Consider the following 16845-nt stretch of genomic DNA (forward strand, 5'->3'; position numbering starts at 1 on the left):
AAAACTTTTTATTTTAGTCTTTAACCCCTAACCATCTAAACCTTAAACCAAATTAAAACCACCAAAGCTTTAGTCTTTCGTTTTAGCCTTTAAGCATCTTCTAAACCTTAACCTTCTAAACCCTAAACCACCTAAAAAACCCAAAATAACCAAACACTTAGCGCCAGATTTTGGACTTGCCGACTACCCCACCTAACCCTCTAACCAACTCTCCACCTAACCACCTAACCACCACTATATTTCTTCCAAGTCTCCACTTTTGCTTTTTGTCTATCAATGTAGGCATCGGCAATAATTTCGGCTGTGCTTTTACCTTCTGTATTTTCTAGTAAATCTTTTAGTTTATACTGATCTACATCTGCACGATATAAAACCTGCAATAATTTCGGAAAATCATCATCCACCAAATATTCAAAAGTTTTAACCAATACATCCCGAAGATGAGATTCAGTTATATTTTCTGGCACCTCAAAATGTTTGGAAATTAGTTTAATTAACGAGTTTGTATCCGTCATTTTTTTTCTAATAAATTCAACACAGAGAACAATGCGTATTCCACAGAGAATGCTGAGTTTAGTTTATTTTATTTAATTTTCTACTTATTCATTAACCGCAAAGAAGGAAGAATGCTAAGTTTTTATATGTATTTCTTTGGTCTTTCAGTTCTAACCTACCAACCCTCTTACCGCCTAACCCCTAACCAACTAACCGTCTAACCATCTTACTCCTCACCCTCTTAAACCCATTTAATCTCCTGACAAAGTTCTATCAGCACTCCATTGGCATCTTTTGGATGAACAAAACAAATCATTTTATTATCAGCCCCTCGCTTTGGCGCATCGTTTAATAAAGTAAAACCTTCACTTTTTAGCCTTTCCATTTCCACTAAAATATCATCAACCAAAAAAGCAATATGATGTATCCCCTCTCCTTTTTTTTCTAAAAATTTGGCTACCGTACTATCTAAACTTGTAGCCGAAAGTAATTCGATTTTGTTTTCGCCAGTTTTAAAAAACGCAGTATTTACATTTTCTGTAGCCACCAATTCTGTTTTATAACAATCGGTATTTAGCAACCGCTGATATAAATCTATTGAACTTTCTAAGTTTTTTACTGCAATGCCAATGTGTTCAATCTTATTCATGCCTGTTATAGTTATGTGAATGTAAAAATGCATGTTTTACCAATAGGTTCATAGTTAATATCTATTATTGTTAGGAAAGTTTTTTTGTATCTTTGTGTTATAATAAAGCAAAAAGGTGAAAGCCTAAAGCTAAAAGCATGGTTCTCGATAAATTAGCTTTTAGTTTTGGTCATTAGTCTTTAAGCTCATTTTTAAAAACAACATTAGAATGGAACTTCCGATTTACTTAGATAATAATGCCACAACACCTTTAGATCCAAGAGTGTTAGAGGCGATGCTACCATATTTTACCAGCAAATTTGGCAATGCTGCAAGCCGTAACCATGCTTTTGGTTGGGTAGCAGAAGAAGGTGTAGATTACGCTCGTGAACAGGTGGCTAAGTTAATTGGCTGCACCGAAAAAGAAATTATTTTCACCTCTGGTGCAACAGAAGGTGATAATTTAGCAATAAAAGGTGTTTTTGAAATGTATGCTGATAAAGGCAATCACATTATTACTGCTACTACAGAGCACAAAGCTGTTTTAGATACTTGTAAACACTTAGAAAAACAAGGCGCTAGAGTAACTTATTTAAAAGTTAAAGAAGATGGTTTAATTGATTTAGCAGAATTAGAAGCTGCAATGACACCAGAAACCATATTAGTAAGCATTATGTACGGCAATAATGAGATCGGCGTTGTGCAACCTATTAAAGAAATATCAGCAATTGCTCATAAACATGGTGCTTTGTTCTTTTCTGATGCTACACAAGCAGTTGGTAAAATTCCGGTTGATGTAAATACAGATGGAATTGACTTAATGGCTTTTACTGCGCATAAAATGTACGGACCAAAAGGTGTTGGTGCTTTATATGTTCGTCGTAAAAACCCAAGAGTAAAAGTAACTTCACAAATGGATGGCGGTGGCCATGAGCGTGGTATGCGTTCGGGTACATTAAACGTACCTGGTATTGTTGGTTTAGGTAAAGCTTGCGAGCTTTGTCGTTTAGAAATGGAATCTGAAGCGCAACGTTTATCCGCTTTGCGTGATAAATTAGAAGCTGCATTAACTACAATGGAAGAAAGTTATGTAAATGGTAATACACAACACCGTTTACCACACGTAGCAAATATTTCATTTAAATATGTTGAGGGTGAAGGTTTAATGATGGCGATGAAAGATTTAGCAGTTTCTTCTGGATCTGCCTGTACATCAGCTTCATTAGAACCAAGTTATGTATTAAAAAGCTTAGGTTTATCTGATGATTTAGCACATTCTTCTATTCGTTTTGGCTTAGGTCGTTTTACTACTGAAGCAGAAGTTGATTATGCGATAGAAAATACTAAAAATGCTGTAAATCACTTAAGAAACCTTTCTCCACTTTGGGAAATGTTTAAAGAAGGAATTGATTTGAGCAAAATTGAGTGGGCAGAACACTAAAACAATTTGCAGTTTTCAATTTGCGGTTTATAATAACTTTCCAATACTGAAAACTGATAACTAATTAATAATATATCTTCGGGAGGAGATTTAAAAAGAAATAAAGCTATGGCATATTCAGAAAAAGTAATGGAACATTATACCAACCCTCGCAACGTTGGTACTTTAAATAAAGATAATAAAAATGTAGGTACTGGATTAGTTGGTGCTCCAGAGTGCGGTGACGTAATGCGTTTACAGATTGAAGTTAATGATGATAACGTAATTACTGACGCTAAATTTAAAACATTTGGTTGCGGTAGTGCAATTGCTTCTTCATCTTTAGCTACAGAATGGTTAAAAGGCAAATCAATTGATGAGGCTTTAGCGATTGATAACATGGACATTGTTGAAGAATTGGCTTTACCTCCAGTTAAAATTCACTGTTCTGTTTTAGCAGAAGATGCCATCAAATCTGCAATTAACGATTACCGCGTTAAAAACGGAATGGAAGCATTAGCAATGCCTAAATCGCACCACTAAAATTAGATGTGAGAAAATAGATGTGAGATATGAGATTAGATTACTCAGTCTCAGATCTGAAATCTCAAATCTCAAATCTTTCTAAAATGATAACAATAACCGATAAAGCAAAAAGCAAAATTGACACCCTAATGCAGGATTCTGAAATGGGTTCTGATTATTTTTTACGTGTTTCTGTAAAAGGTGGCGGTTGTTCGGGCTTATCTTATAATTTAGATTTTGATAACGAAGAACAAAAAAGTGATCAATTTTTTGAAGACCGTGGAATTAAAATAGCCTTAGATATGAAATCTTTTTTATACCTAGCTGGTACTGAATTAGATTTTACTGACGGCTTAAATGGTAAAGGTTTTGCCTTTAATAATCCAAATGCAAGCCGCTCATGTGGCTGCGGAGAAAGTTTTTCTGTTTAATAAATTAATATATATTTTTCCTAAAGCCATTTAGCAAACCTAAATGGCTTTTGTTTTAAAAAACTTAGTTGAAGAGATAATCTAATTCCAATACAAAATCCCCATTAGCATTTGTTGTCGCATTTATAGAACGCTCTTCTACTCCGTCTACAAATATTTTTGCTGTAACTATAGCATTTGGAGTGCCCTTTTCGCCAGCAACTATTAAACCTACACTTGCATTGGTAGGGTTAGGTATTACAATTTTTTGCCAAGGGAGTTCTACATTCTCTACTACATTAGCTAAAGTTCCTCCTGTTGGTGTATATTTTACTGTAACATTTTTACCAAAACTACCACTAAGTTGATAGGTAATTTCTTTTGTTATAATTTCCTCTTTTTTACAGGAAACCAAAGAAAAGAAAATTAAAAGTGTAAATATTGACTTATTAAATAGAATTGATGGTCTTAAAATTTTCATAGGTAGATATAGGTCACACACAAAATCCAATATCCGTGCCATAAAATTTAAAATCATAGAGATTTAAATGAAATCTAAGGATTCTGATTTGGTTAAATCAAAAAGATCAGGAGAATTGTTAATATTCATACCTTGCATTTTTAATGCTAAAAGATTATCATTGTTAGCTAAATACAAACCAAATATTGTACCATGGTATCATTTAACGAATTTTCTACAGTGCCGAGTTTACTACGCAATGTGGTAGAAAATATTCATAAACCAGAAGAAACTTTTTTAATTCATAAGAAAAAAACAACTTGGGAAGAAATATCTTTTAAAGAGACTTTACAAAAAGCCGATTCGATTTCTGCCTACTTTTTAGAAAAAGGAATTACCAAAGGTGATAGATTAGGCTTAATGATTGAAAATTCGCCAGAATATGTTTTTTTTGACCAAGGCATACAACAAATTGGTGCGATTAACACTTCCATATATCCTACCCTATCAGAATATGAAGTAGAGTACATTATCAATGACTCTGGGATCAAGGCTATTTTAATTGGCAATCCTTTTTTACTAAAGAAAATTCTAAAAATTGCCAATAACTGCGCTGAGCTGAAATACATTATTCCTGCTTTTGAAGGATATGAAAAAATAGCTGTTCCGGCAGATTTACAAGCACAAATTATTAGTTACGAAGTACTGCTATCAAAATCTGTAAGTGCAGCAGAACAACAACAAATTAACCTACGCCGACGAGAAGTTTTGCCAAGTGATGTTTCTTCATTAATATATACTTCTGGCACAACAGGTACGCCAAAAGGCGTAATGTTAACCCATTATAATTTCGTAAAAAATGTAGAGGTTTGTTTACAACAGATCCCTGTGATAGATGAAACTGAGACTTTTCTATCATTTCTACCTTTATCACACGTTTTTGAGCGTACAGCAACTTACCATGTATGTTGTGCGCAAGGTTGTAAAATGGCTTTTGCACAAAGTTTAGAACTGTTAGCAAAAAATATGGGTGAAGTTAGACCTACAGTAATGTCATGTGTGCCTCGTTTGTTAGAACGTATACATGATAAAGCGATTAAATCTGGTACAGCTGGCGGCGGAACAAAAGCTAAAATATTTACTTGGGCATTGGCTACTGGAAACGATTATCGTGTTAAAAAAGAGGCAGGTGAAAATCCGGGCTTAATTTTAGGCGCTAAAAAAGCAATTGCCGAGAAGCTTGTTTTTAGCAAGATAAAGGAAAAAACAGGTGGCAGATTGAAATTTATGTTATCTGGTGGCGCTGCCTTACCTAAAAATGTAGGCGAATTTTTTGGCGATTTGGGCATCAAGGTTTTAGAAGGTTTTGGTTTAACAGAAACTTCTCCAGTTATGTCGGTAACCGAATACCACCGACAAGTTTATGGTACGGTTGGTAGAGTTATACCAGGTATTGAAGTGGGTATACAAAATTACGATACCAAAGAAATTTTAGCCATTCAAACTCACGAAAACTTTAATGAAAATTTTGAGAGTGAAGAAGGAGAATTAATTGTACGTGGCCATTGTGTGATGAAAGGCTATTACAATAAACCAGCAGAAACTGCTGAAGTTATTGACAGAGATAAATGGTTTCATACCGGAGATATTGCTCGTTTTTACAAAGGAAATTTGCAAATTACCGATCGTTTGAAAAACATGATTGTTAATGCTTACGGTAAAAATGTATATCCCACACCAGTAGAAAATATCTACTTAAAAAGTCCGAAAATTGAGCAACTGTTTTTAATTGGCGATAAACGCGAATTTATTACGGCGATTATTATTCCTAACAGAGAAGCCCTGCAAGAAACTTTTAACCTTACGGATGCATTTTTTCAAGAAAAAGATGATTTTATAGAAAATGCAGAAATTAAGGAATGGTTCGAAAAAGACATTAAAAAGATTTCTAACGAATTGGCCAAGTTTGAGCGGATCAAAAACTTTAAAATTAAACGTAATCCTTTTAGCATGGATGAAGGCGAAATTACCCCAACTATGAAGGTAAAACGTAGAATTGTAGAGAAAAAATACGCTGATGCAATTAATGCTATGTACGAAGAAGGCGTTGAGGCAGAATCATAGTTTGTCATTCCGAGGAACTAGGAATCTCATTTGTAAACTGCCTTAGAGATCCTTCGCTACGCTCTGGATGACAAATCAAATATTTTCTCCTCGGCTGGTGTCCTCACCAGCCTAAAATTAGTTAAAATTTAAAATTAGGCGAATTGACCTATTTACTTTAACATTAGCAGTAGCTTTCGTAGCTAAACGGGATAGCAGCGAAAATACTTTTTGCTTAAGGTAAAACCTCGTAGTTTTCTTAGACATATAGCATAGGAACACCTACGAGGTTTAGTGTTGGATACAAAAAGATTGTAGCGTAGAGCCCGACCTACCTAAATAGTAGTAGAAATTTGCTTTTCTAAAACTTAATATGCTCTACTAATTAAGCAGATGCTGAAATAAATTCAGCATGACGCCATTTTAAAAGACTGTACAAATGGCAATGACGGAAGAATTTACTACTTTTGCAGAAATATACAATTCATGAGTACAGAATTATCAGAGCTTGAGTTATTACGTCGCGAATCTTTAAAACAACTTCGCGAATTGGGTATTAACCCTTACCCTGCAGAGGCTTACGAAATTAACGCCAATGCAGCAGACATTTTAGCGAACTACGAAAAAGATAAAACAGCCTATAAGACCATCAGCATTGCTGGAAGAATTATGGGCCGTAATATAATGGGTGCAGCATCTTTTGCTGAACTACAGGATGCAACTGGCCGTATTCAGATTTATTTGAAACGTGATGAACTTTGTCCGGGTGAGGACAAAACACTTTACAATACTGTATTTAAGAAATTATTAGATATTGGTGATTTTATTGGTATTGAAGGATATGTTTTTACCACGCAAACAGGCGAAATTTCTATTCATGTTACCAAATTCACGGTACTGTCAAAATCTATTCGTCCGTTACCAATTGTAAAACGTGATGATGAAGGTAATGTTTACGATGGTTTTACCAATCCAGAGTTGCGCTATAGAATGCGTTATGTAGATTTAACGGTTAACCCAGATTACAAACAGATTTTTATTAATCGCTCTAAAGTGATTAATACCATGCGTAATTACTTCGATAGCCAAGGTTGGATGGAAGTTGAAACGCCAATTTTACAGGCGGTTCATGGTGGTGCAGCAGCTCGTCCGTTTGCCACACACCACAATACTTTAGATATGCCTTTGTTTTTGCGCATTGCGAATGAATTATATTTAAAAAGACTAATCGTAGCAGGTTTTGATGGTGTTTACGAAATCGGTAAAATGTTTCGTAATGAGGGGATGGACCGTACGCATAATCCTGAGTTTACATCGATGGAAATCTATGTGGCTTACAAAGATTATGTTTGGATGATGGGCATGGTAGAAGAATGTTTAGAGAAAATAGCTGTGGCTATTCATGGTTCTCCAGTAGTTAAAGTTGGCGAACATGATATTAACTTTGCTGGTCCGTATGAGAAGTTAACCATGTACGAATCAATTCAAAAATATACTGGTATTGATGTTTCTGAAATGACTGAAGCTGAATTGGTACAAACTTGTAAGGATTTAGGCATCCCTACAGATGATACCATGGGTCGCGGTAAATTGGTTGATGAACTTTTCAGCGAAAAAGTAGAGGCTAATTTAATTCAACCTACATATATTACCGATTACCCAATCGAAATGACACCTCTAGCAAAAAAACACCGCACTAAGGAAGGTCTAGTAGAGCGTTTCGAGTTATTTGTAATGGGTAAAGAAATTGGAAATGCTTATACAGAATTGAATGACCCGATTGACCAAAGAGAACGATTTGAAGATCAATTGAAATTAGCTGATAGAGGTGATGATGAAGCAATGGCGATGGACGATGATTTTATCCGTTCGTTAGAATATGGTATGCCTCCAACTTCTGGTTTAGGTATTGGTATAGATCGTTTGGTGATGCTGATGACTAATCAATCTACTATTCAAGAAGTTTTATTCTTCCCGCAGATGCGACCTGAGAAAAAGAAAATTGAATTGAATGCTGATGAAGCACAGTTATTTGCTTTGTTTAAAGACGGAGAGCAGCTATTACTAAGTGATGTAAAATCGCAATTGGCAGATTGGAGCAATAAAAAATGGGATACTACCCTTAAAGGTTTAACTGGTAAAAGTGTTTTAAAGGTGAGTAAAACTGATGAAGGTTTGTTTTTATCGCTTAAATAAAATTGAACGTCAAATTTTACATAGTTTAAAACTTTATCATAAAAAATTATGAAGCTTTAAGATTGCTTCGTTCCTCGCAATGACGATATATAGTTAACACAATCATAACAAAAACTTAAAGGCTTGGTGTAGTAAAATACGCTAAGCCTTTTTTACTTTTAACCACTCACAAAATCAATATGTTATGAATAGCTCAAGCTTAGAAATTACCGAGAACCAATACTGCATTAAATTAAGTAAAGACACTTTCGATTTATCTCTTGTTCGTCAGTTGATTAAGCGAATACAAGCTGAAGAGTTATTTTTTAACCGCAGAAACGAAAGTTTAGATGATGATATTATCAGCAGAAATTCATCTGAATACGATGAGAACTTTGACAGATTAGAAGAGAAGTAGAATAGTTGGGTAGTTGGGAAGACGGGAAATAGAAAGATATAGAAGCGAAAAAGTCCGAAAGTTAAAGGTTAGCTAAACCTTATACTTCCGGACTTTTCTAACTTTAAAACAATTATCTAGAATATCTAACTTGTTGTTGTTTGTCCAACATCCCCATCTGATCCTTCATTTGTTTAATCTGATCGGCCAATAATTTATTTTTATCCGCTTTTTTAGCCTCAGCAAGATACATTGTGGCTTCACGCTTATTTCTTTTACCCATGGCAATACCCGCTAAACTTAATTTAGCTAATGCCACATTATGATCCATGTGTAAACCTAAACTTAAAGCCAATTTGAAATATTTTTCAGATTTCATTGGTGCTTTTCTAGACTCTATTAATCCGATTAAGAGGTTATAATAACCGTGTTGCATTCTATTCAATTCCTTTTCATAACTCTTAATCTTACCCAAAGCTTTTTCTGCTTTTGGCATATTGTCTTTACGCAAGTGCCATTGAGCAATTAACATATTTTCGTTATAGAAATAAGTAACAAAAATTAAAATACTTAGAAAGATCAATAAGCTTCCCCATCCCCAAAAACTGAAAAACATAAGTGCAACTGCAGCACCCACAAAAGCGAACCCAATAATAAGACGTACTAAATTTGGCATAGTTTTATAATATTTGTGCAAATATCGTGTTTATATACCAAAAAATAGATTTAAAATTTATAATTTCATCAAATATTCTACTAAATTAGTAGCTTAAATAAAGAAACAAACATCAAAATGAAAAACATATTTACAGCTCTTATCCTATTTTTAGCAATAGGTGCAAACGCTCAAGATTTAAATAAAACAATTGAAGACCCAAATAGACACAAACAAGTGATGTTAAATTTATGTACTAGAGATAGTGTTACATCTTTCCCAGAATTTAAAGCCAGCTACGATGCTAATTACAGTAACTACAAAGTAGATTCTACTGTTATAAATGAGCTAAGTAAACTGATGAAAGGCAAAAAAGTTACTATTGTTTTAGGCACATGGTGTGGAGATAGTAAATATCAAGTTCCTAATTTTTTAAAAATTATGGATGCAGCTAAAATTAACAATGAAAGCTTAAAATTTATTGGTGTTGATGGAATGAAAAAAGCTGAGAATGGATTAATTGATAGCTTGAACATTACGCGTGTTCCTACATTTATTTTTACAGATAAAAAAGGTAAAGAAGTGGCTAGAATTACCGAAAGACCAACCGAGACTTTAGAAAAAGACATGCTTAAATTGCTTGTAGTACAACCTAAAAAGGTTGCTGCAAAAACTAAATAGTATGGCCGTAGCTTTAGAACCTAGCTGGTTAAATGTTTTAGGCAACGAATTAGAAAAAACGTACATGAAAGAGTTGAAATCCTTTTTGCTGGAAGAAAAGCAGAAAGGATTTACTGTTTTTCCTAAAGGCACAGACATTTTTAACGCCTTTAATCACACGCCATTTGATAAAGTAAAGGTGGTAATTTTGGGCCAAGATCCCTATCACGGACAAGGGCAAGCACATGGTTTATCTTTTTCTGTACAAAAAGGCATTACAGTTCCTCCATCGTTAAAAAATATGTACAAGGAATTGGTAGATGAATTTCCTGATTTCAAAATTCCTAATCATGGCGAGTTAACTGCGTGGGCAGACCAAGGTGTTTTACTTTTAAATGCAACTTTAACGGTTAGGGCACATGAAGCGGGTTCGCACCAAAAACGTGGCTGGGAAATTTTTACCGACTTTGTTATTTCATCACTTTCTGAACAAAGAAGCGGAATAGTATTTTTGCTATGGGGCAAATTTGCTCAGCAGAAAGAAGTGTTAATTAACACCAATAAGCATTTTGTGTTAAAAGCAGCTCACCCCTCTCCTTTTTCTGCTTACAATGGATTTTTTGGATGTAAGCATTTTAAAACTGCTAATGAAATTTTAGCTAAACAAGGGATGGGAGAGATTAATTGGCAGATAATGTAATTCTATTGAACCACCAAAGAAACCAAAAAGCACCTAAGGAATATATCATAATAAATTCTTAAGTTAAATATCACTATAAATCAGATTTAAATTTAGAAGAGCAAGGGCTGAACGAGGTTACTTTGCAGATAGCGTAATTCTTTTGAACCACCAAAGAAAACAAAAAGTGCCTAAGTAATAATTCATAATAAATTCTTAAGTTAGTATATCTCTATTGATCACATTTAAATATAATTAATATGATTGATAAAAATTATTTGAGAAATTTAGAATACCAAATTACTGGAGCTTGTATCGAAGTTCATAAAATTCTTGGACCTGGACTATTGGAGAGTATTTACCATAAATGTCTTTGTAAAGAACTAAGCTTAAGAGGAATCTCTTATCTATCAGAAATGGTTATAGGAGTTGAATACAAAGGTTCAACAATTGACACCGAATTAAGGGCTGATTTGTTTATAGAACAATGTATTGTTTTAGAACTTAAAGCAATCGAAACTACCTTACCAATTCACGAAGCTCAAATCCTCACTTATATGAAAATCTTGGAAGCGCCCAAAGGAATACTAATAAATTTTAATTGCATAAATCTAATAAATGACGGAAAAAAATCATTCGTTAATTCATTTTATCGCGATTTATTAGATTAGAATTTGCTTTGGTTTTCTTAGGTTTCTTTGGTGGTAGAAAAAACCTAGTACTCCAAAGGCACTATCGGCTCTTTCTTAGTTGTAGACATGATCATCATGGTCTGAAAAGTTTTAACAACAGAGATCTTACTGATTTTATCCATTATTAAACGCTCATAAGATTTAATGTCATTTACATAAACCTTAAGCAAAAAATCTGCCTGACCAGTAACGTGATGGCATTCGGTAACCTCTTTAATTTGGTTAACCTCATCTAAAAAGATTTGAATGGTATTATTTTTATGAAAATCTAATTGAACTTGAATAAAAGTTTTAATACCTAAACCTAATTTCTCTTCATCAACTAATGCATGGTAACTTTTTATAAAACCAGACATCTCTAACTTACGAACTCTTTCTAAAGTTGGTGCTGGTGATAGTCCAATTTCTTGAGATAATAGCAGATTAGTAATTCTACCGTTTTCTTGTAAAAGTTTAAGAATTTTGAAATCGATTTTATCTAGTTCTGATGCCATAATATTTGATTATAACCAAAGGTAGCACACAAACATTCGCTAACCAAATTTTATTCTAAAAAATCACAAAAAAAATACTTTTTATTTTACTATAAAAAATTTAGATTTGTCTAAATATTAAATTAGATAACTAAAAATGCAATCTTACACCGAAGAGAATTATTTAAAGATCATTTATCACTTATCAGCAGTAAACAATCCGGTGCAAACCAATGCAATTGCAGAACGGATGCAAACTAAAGCGGCATCTGTTACCGATATGCTGAAAAAGCTTTCTGAAAAGGAACTGGTTGATTATGTGAAGTATCAAGGTGTAACTTTAACAGAAAAAGGAAAACTTACTGCAATTAATATTGTTAGAAAACATCGCCTTTGGGAAGTTTTTTTAGTAGAAAAGTTAAATTTTAAATGGGATGAAGTGCATGAAGTTGCAGAAGAACTAGAACACATTAAATCAACTTTGTTGGTAGAAAGATTAGATGAATTTTTAGATTTCCCGAAAGTAGACCCACATGGAGATCCAATACCAGACCAACACGGTAATTTTGCAGATTTATCATTTATTAAATTGAGTAAGCTAAAGGTTAATGAAAAAGGTACAATTACTGGTGTAAGTGAACACTCCTCTCCTTTCCTAAAACACTTAGAAAAACTTGGATTAACCCTAGGAAAGAAAATTGAAGTGTCAGAAATTATTGACTTTGATGGTTCTGTTGAACTTTTAATTGACAGTGAAAAATTAAATATTAGTAGAGAAGTTGCAAAACATATATTAATTAGCAAATAGTTATGCAGGATAAACAATCGTTAAGTGAGGTACACCAAAGTGTTGCAACCAACAAACGAAAAGGCTGGAGAAGAATTTTAGCTTTTATTGGTCCGGCTTATTTAGTTAGTGTAGGATACATGGATCCAGGAAACTGGGCTACAGACATAGCTGGTGGTAGTAAATTTGGCTACCAACTGATTTGGGTTTTGCTAATGTCTAACCTAATTGCGCTTTTATTACAATCTTTGAGTGCCCGTTTAGGAATTGTTAGAGGATTAGATTTAGCTCAAGCATCTCGAAATGCGTATCCAAAATGGGTTAATTTTCCATTATTTATTTTAGCGCAAACTGCAATTATAGCTTGCGATTTAGCCGAAATTATTGGAATGGCCATTGGTTTAAACCTACTTTTTGGTTTACCATTAATTTGGGGAATATCCATTACCATTTTCGACACTGTGCTTTTACTTTTTCTTTTAAATAAAGGAATGCGTAAAATGGAAGCTTTTATTGTTTCGATGGTGTTTATTGTAGGCTTATCCTTTTTGGTAGAAATGTTTATTGTAGAACCTTCCTTAAAAGAAATTGCAAAAGGTTTTGAACCATCAATGTTATCTGGCGAAGCTTTGTACATTGCTATAGGAATTATTGGCGCAACGGTAATGCCGCACAATCTTTATTTACATTCATCGCTGGTACAAACCAGAAAGTTTGAGAGAGACAATAAAGGAATTAAGGAAGCCATTAAGTTTAATTTTATTGACACTGCTGTAGCGTTAAATTTAGCCTTTTTTGTAAATGCAGCCATACTTATTCTGGCGGCAGCAGCTTTTTTTACCAATGGTTTTCATGAAGTTGCAGAGATCCAAGATGCACACTTATTGCTAAGTAACATTTTTGGTCCTGTAGCACCTGCGCTATTTGCCATTGCGTTAATCGCTGCCGGACAAAGCTCTACTGTAACAGGAACATTGGCTGGTCAAATTATAATGGAAGGACATTTAAATTTAAGAATACAGCCATGGATGAGACGCTTGATTACAAGATTGCTTGCCATTGTACCTGCTTTTTTTACCATACTTTATTTTGGTGAAGATGCTTTAGGAGGTTTATTAATCCTCAGTCAAGTGGTGTTGAGTTTACAATTGGGTTTTGCCATCATTCCGCTAATTCACCTAACTTCTGATAAAAAAGAAATGAAAGACTTTACCATTAAAACATGGGTAAAAGTTTTAGCTTGGATGAGTGCCGTTGTGATTGTGAGTTTAAATATCAAATTGGTAATTGAAGAAATTACTGGCTGGATTGCAGCTGCAGATGGTTGGTATATTTATGTAATCATTATTCCGTCGGCAATTTTAATCGGCTTGTTATTGGTTTTTATATTTTTATATCCATTATTGAGCAAAAAACAAAGAATTGGTAATGTACCACATGGTGATGCTTTAGCAATAGAGCCTATAGAAAAAATTAATTACAAACAAATAGGTATAACTGTAGATTTTTCTAAAAACGATAGAAATACCATCCGCCATGCGCTAATTCAGGGAGGCAAGTCAGCACATTACCATATCATACACGTTGTGGAAACTGCCGCAGCAAGGTATCATGGAACAACTACAATGGACCATGAAACACAAAGTGATACAGAGAATTTGGAACGTTACAAAATAAATTTATCTGATTTGGGCTATGATGCAACTATTCACATTGGTTTTGGCACTGCCGCTAAAGCAATTGCTGAAATAAGCATTAAAACAGAAATTGAGTTACTAGTAATGGGAGCTCATGGACACAAAGGTTTAAAAGATTTAATTTTTGGTACAACAGTAGATTCAGTTAGGCATAAAGTAGCTATACCAGTATTAATTGTGAGGTAACGATTAACAACTTGTTTATTTAATATTTACCCTAACTCCTATAAAACCTCTTATCCCTTGATTTGGTGCATAAACATAATTTGGATCAAATGTTAAACCATAAGGATTATCTGGCGTAACCAAAACCTGTCCGTTGGGTGCAAACTGTACATTTTTATCAAATGGATCATTTGAGCGAGCAATAATAAATGGAGTTCCTTTGTTTGGTGTAAAGTTGAGCAGGTTTTTTACGCCTCCATAAATTTCAATATTTTTAAATCCATCATACACTAACTGAATATTTTGGATACTCCAAGTTGGCGAAAATGGTCTTCTGGGATCTAAATCGCCTAATAAGGGTAAACGCATTGGGCTGTAAACATTACCTGTATAATCTATACCCAAATTTAACTTTCTAAGTTTATAAGAAATTGCCCAAGTTCCAGAAAACTTTTCAGTTAAAATCTGTTGTTGTTTGATACCATTTTCTGTAAAACTCACATCCTGATAAGTAGCTCCTAAAATAAATTTTAAACCAGAGCTAAAAGTCATATCAACATTAGCCGTTAAACCTTTGCTAACTGCATGGCCATTTAAATTATCGTAAATGATTTGGTTCGGATTTGTATCAAAGTCTCCGATAATCCTATTGTTAAAATAGGTATAAAAAGCAGATAAATCTAAACCTAAAAACGACCCATCTTTTAAATAAACCTTTTTTATATAGTTTAAATTAATGTTATAGGTACGTTCTGGTTTTAAATCATTGTTTATAATCACATCTCTTGCTCCAGTTAAAGCAGCGTGATCTTCTGTAAAAATATTTACAACTCTAAAGCCAGTACCAGCGTTAATTCTAATGATATTTTTTTCATTTAAACTTAGCTTATAAGCTAATCGTGGCGTAATAATACTGCCATGAATTGAATTGTAATCATACCTTAAGCCAGTCAAAAAAGAATGTGTCTTGTTTAATTTAATTTCATCTTGTACAAATAAACCTGGTAATAGAATTTTTTCTGGTTGGTTAACAGCGTTGATAATTGAACTACTAGATGTGGCTGGAGTATTATCATCGTAAAATGTATATCGTAATGCTGCACCAAAAAGTAAATCATTTTTACCTATCTTTTTATCCCATGTTAATTGAGAAAACGCAATTTGCTGCTTAGCAATATAAGATGTGGTTCCGTATCTACTATCTTGATCGTGATTGGTTAGTGAAAATGCCACAAACATTTTCTCTTTAACAGGAAGCTGATAATTACCAATAAATTCTAATCTTTTAGTGTAAATACTCTCTCCATACACCTCATTTCCACCTCTAAAAGATTTATTCCAGCTCATTTCTCCTCCCCACCTATCTTCATATAAATATCTTGCTGCAACAGAAAAAATCCTATTTTCTTTTCTCATTATATTCCATTTTTGGAAAACAGAAACCCTATCTTGTAAGGTAACATCAGTAAATCCATCGTGATTATGATCTACTTTGTTGCCATATTTAAAATAATTTATACCTGTTAAAACCGATACTTTAGGACTAACATTAAATTTGAAGCCAATATCTGTGTTAAATTCTTTATAATCTGTAGCCATAAAATCTGCCGAAAAAGCTGCAGCATTTTGAACTTTTTTAGTAATGATATTAATTAAGCCACCAACTGCCTCGCTACCGTATAATGATGATGCAGGACCTTTTACTACTTCTATACGTTCTACTAAATCATTAGGAATACCTGATAAACCATAAACTGTTGATAAACTACTTACAATAGGCATTCCATCTATTAAAACCATTGTATACGGGCCTTCGAGGCCATTAATATGGATATCACCAGTATTACAGATATTGCAGTTAAGTTGGGGCCTAACACCATTAACATTTTGTAAAGCTTCAAATATGCTTGGTGTTGGATTTTTTCTGAAAAATGTAGCTGTAAAAATCTCAACAGGAACTGGGCTTTCTAATCTATTTACTTCTTTTTGAGTACCCGTTACTACCACTTCGTTTAATTTCTCATCAAGCGACTCTAATTTAATATTAGTCAAAACAGTATCTTTCTTCAGTTCTATTTTTACATAAACTGTTCGATAACCAATGGCACTAATTTTTAAATTATAAGTTGCTGATTTTAATCGATTAAACTCAAAATTACTTAAACTATCAGTTAAGGTTTGTTTTTTGGCTTCTATCAATAAAACCGAAACCTTCAGGTTTTGATTATCAGATATTACATTGCCTTGTATTGAATAATCTTGTGCGTTAACACTATGATAACATAAAATTGAAACGATAAATAAGAATAATTTTTGCATGACTAAGGATTAGTTGCACAAAAATATAAATTTAGATTAATCTAAAAAATATTTTAGATATATATTTTAAATTAATTTTAACCAACAAAAAAGCAACTACATTTG

17 protein-coding genes are annotated in these 16845 nt (G+C 33.5%); 11 read left to right on the forward strand and 6 right to left on the reverse strand.

What is annotated here, in order from left to right; translation table 11 throughout:
- Positions 1-224 precede the first annotated feature (224 nt).
- A complete protein-coding gene (locus FA045_RS05055; protein WP_136875110.1) occupies positions 225-515 on the reverse strand; it encodes a hypothetical protein in 291 nt (96 codons plus the stop codon).
- 221 nt (positions 516-736) lie between these two features.
- A complete protein-coding gene (gene mce, locus FA045_RS05060) occupies positions 737-1144 on the reverse strand; it encodes a methylmalonyl-CoA epimerase (protein WP_136875112.1) in 408 nt (135 codons plus the stop codon).
- A gap of 208 nt (positions 1145-1352) precedes the next feature.
- Here mce and FA045_RS05065 point away from each other — a divergent pair, with 208 nt between their 5' ends.
- The 3 genes from FA045_RS05065 (at position 1353) to FA045_RS05075 (ending at position 3499) form a co-directional block, all read left to right on the forward strand.
- Positions 1353-2564 (forward strand): IscS subfamily cysteine desulfurase, encoded by a 1212-nt coding sequence (locus FA045_RS05065; protein ID WP_136875114.1) that lies wholly within the window; start codon positions 1353-1355, stop codon positions 2562-2564.
- A gap of 108 nt (positions 2565-2672) precedes the next feature.
- A complete protein-coding gene (gene iscU / locus FA045_RS05070) occupies positions 2673-3086 on the forward strand; it encodes a Fe-S cluster assembly scaffold IscU (protein WP_136875116.1) in 414 nt (137 codons plus the stop codon).
- A gap of 86 nt (positions 3087-3172) precedes the next feature.
- Positions 3173-3499, forward strand: a complete 327-nt coding sequence (locus tag FA045_RS05075; protein ID WP_136875118.1) for a HesB/IscA family protein — start codon at positions 3173-3175, stop codon at positions 3497-3499.
- A gap of 64 nt (positions 3500-3563) precedes the next feature.
- Here FA045_RS05075 and FA045_RS05080 read toward each other — a convergent pair whose 3' ends face one another.
- Entirely contained in the window at positions 3564-3959 is a 396-nt protein-coding gene (locus tag FA045_RS05080) for an MmpS family transport accessory protein (protein WP_169305016.1), read from the reverse strand.
- 192 nt (positions 3960-4151) lie between these two features.
- Between FA045_RS05080 and FA045_RS05085 the strand changes: the two genes are divergently transcribed.
- The 3 genes from FA045_RS05085 to FA045_RS05095 all read left to right on the forward strand — a co-directional run bounded on the left by FA045_RS05085 (position 4152) and on the right by FA045_RS05095 (position 8634).
- Complete coding sequence (locus FA045_RS05085) at positions 4152-6062, forward strand: AMP-dependent synthetase/ligase (RefSeq protein ID WP_136875122.1); 1911 nt, start codon at positions 4152-4154, stop codon at positions 6060-6062.
- A gap of 465 nt (positions 6063-6527) precedes the next feature.
- Positions 6528-8237: a lysine--tRNA ligase gene (lysS, locus tag FA045_RS05090; RefSeq protein ID WP_136875124.1), complete on the forward strand. Its 1710-nt coding sequence runs from the start codon at positions 6528-6530 to the stop codon at positions 8235-8237.
- Between the two features lie 184 nt (positions 8238-8421).
- Positions 8422-8634 (forward strand): hypothetical protein, encoded by a 213-nt coding sequence (locus FA045_RS05095; protein ID WP_136875127.1) that lies wholly within the window; start codon positions 8422-8424, stop codon positions 8632-8634.
- Positions 8635-8746: 112 nt separating this feature from the next.
- Here the strand turns inward: FA045_RS05095 and FA045_RS05100 are convergent, their stop codons facing one another.
- Positions 8747-9289 (reverse strand): DUF2892 domain-containing protein, encoded by a 543-nt coding sequence (locus FA045_RS05100; protein WP_136875129.1) that lies wholly within the window; start codon positions 9287-9289, stop codon positions 8747-8749.
- A gap of 117 nt (positions 9290-9406) precedes the next feature.
- Here FA045_RS05100 and FA045_RS05105 point away from each other — a divergent pair, with 117 nt between their 5' ends.
- The 3 genes from FA045_RS05105 (at position 9407) to FA045_RS05115 (ending at position 11278) form a co-directional block, all read left to right on the forward strand.
- Entirely contained in the window at positions 9407-9949 is a 543-nt protein-coding gene (locus FA045_RS05105) for a thioredoxin family protein (RefSeq protein WP_136875131.1), read from the forward strand.
- Position 9950: 1 nt separating this feature from the next.
- Positions 9951-10628 (forward strand): uracil-DNA glycosylase, encoded by a 678-nt coding sequence (gene ung / locus FA045_RS05110; RefSeq protein ID WP_136875133.1) that lies wholly within the window; start codon positions 9951-9953, stop codon positions 10626-10628.
- 239 nt (positions 10629-10867) lie between these two features.
- Positions 10868-11278: a GxxExxY protein gene (locus FA045_RS05115; protein ID WP_136875135.1), complete on the forward strand. Its 411-nt coding sequence runs from the start codon at positions 10868-10870 to the stop codon at positions 11276-11278.
- Positions 11279-11322: 44 nt separating this feature from the next.
- Here FA045_RS05115 and FA045_RS05120 read toward each other — a convergent pair whose 3' ends face one another.
- The gene (locus tag FA045_RS05120) at positions 11323-11793 is read right to left on the reverse strand and encodes an Lrp/AsnC family transcriptional regulator (RefSeq protein WP_136875138.1); all 471 of its coding nucleotides are present in this window, start codon (positions 11791-11793) and stop codon (positions 11323-11325) included.
- 136 nt (positions 11794-11929) lie between these two features.
- Between FA045_RS05120 and FA045_RS05125 the strand changes: the two genes are divergently transcribed.
- Together FA045_RS05125 and FA045_RS05130 are read left to right on the forward strand one after the other, a co-directional pair.
- Positions 11930-12580 carry a metal-dependent transcriptional regulator gene (locus FA045_RS05125; protein ID WP_136875140.1) on the forward strand — a complete coding sequence of 217 codons (651 nt, stop codon included), beginning with the start codon at positions 11930-11932 and terminating at the stop codon, positions 12578-12580.
- Between the two features lie 2 nt (positions 12581-12582).
- Entirely contained in the window at positions 12583-14442 is a 1860-nt protein-coding gene (locus FA045_RS05130) for an Nramp family divalent metal transporter (protein WP_136875142.1), read from the forward strand.
- A gap of 15 nt (positions 14443-14457) precedes the next feature.
- Here the strand turns inward: FA045_RS05130 and FA045_RS05135 are convergent, their stop codons facing one another.
- Positions 14458-16740, reverse strand: a complete 2283-nt coding sequence (locus FA045_RS05135; RefSeq protein WP_136875144.1) for a TonB-dependent receptor — start codon at positions 16738-16740, stop codon at positions 14458-14460.
- Positions 16741-16845 lie beyond the last annotated feature (105 nt).

The organism is Pedobacter cryotolerans (assembly GCF_005116475.1).
Taxonomy (GTDB): Bacteria; Bacteroidota; Bacteroidia; order Sphingobacteriales; family Sphingobacteriaceae; genus Pedobacter; species Pedobacter cryotolerans.

Coding starts and splice junctions, on each gene's coding strand:
- FA045_RS05055 (WP_136875110.1), bottom strand. CDS start 515: ATGACGGATACAAACTCGTTAATTAAACTAATTTCCAAACATTTTGAG.
- mce (WP_136875112.1), bottom strand. CDS start 1,144: ATGAATAAGATTGAACACATTGGCATTGCAGTAAAAAACTTAGAAAGT.
- FA045_RS05065 (WP_136875114.1), top strand. CDS start 1,353: ATGGAACTTCCGATTTACTTAGATAATAATGCCACAACACCTTTAGAT.
- iscU (WP_136875116.1), top strand. CDS start 2,673: ATGGCATATTCAGAAAAAGTAATGGAACATTATACCAACCCTCGCAAC.
- FA045_RS05075 (WP_136875118.1), top strand. CDS start 3,173: ATGATAACAATAACCGATAAAGCAAAAAGCAAAATTGACACCCTAATG.
- FA045_RS05080 (WP_169305016.1), bottom strand. CDS start 3,959: ATGAAAATTTTAAGACCATCAATTCTATTTAATAAGTCAATATTTACA.
- FA045_RS05085 (WP_136875122.1), top strand. CDS start 4,152: ATGGTATCATTTAACGAATTTTCTACAGTGCCGAGTTTACTACGCAAT.
- lysS (WP_136875124.1), top strand. CDS start 6,528: ATGAGTACAGAATTATCAGAGCTTGAGTTATTACGTCGCGAATCTTTA.
- FA045_RS05095 (WP_136875127.1), top strand. CDS start 8,422: ATGAATAGCTCAAGCTTAGAAATTACCGAGAACCAATACTGCATTAAA.
- FA045_RS05100 (WP_136875129.1), bottom strand. CDS start 9,289: ATGCCAAATTTAGTACGTCTTATTATTGGGTTCGCTTTTGTGGGTGCT.
- FA045_RS05105 (WP_136875131.1), top strand. CDS start 9,407: ATGAAAAACATATTTACAGCTCTTATCCTATTTTTAGCAATAGGTGCA.
- ung (WP_136875133.1), top strand. CDS start 9,951: ATGGCCGTAGCTTTAGAACCTAGCTGGTTAAATGTTTTAGGCAACGAA.
- FA045_RS05115 (WP_136875135.1), top strand. CDS start 10,868: ATGATTGATAAAAATTATTTGAGAAATTTAGAATACCAAATTACTGGA.
- FA045_RS05120 (WP_136875138.1), bottom strand. CDS start 11,793: ATGGCATCAGAACTAGATAAAATCGATTTCAAAATTCTTAAACTTTTA.
- FA045_RS05125 (WP_136875140.1), top strand. CDS start 11,930: ATGCAATCTTACACCGAAGAGAATTATTTAAAGATCATTTATCACTTA.
- FA045_RS05130 (WP_136875142.1), top strand. CDS start 12,583: ATGCAGGATAAACAATCGTTAAGTGAGGTACACCAAAGTGTTGCAACC.
- FA045_RS05135 (WP_136875144.1), bottom strand. CDS start 16,740: ATGCAAAAATTATTCTTATTTATCGTTTCAATTTTATGTTATCATAGT.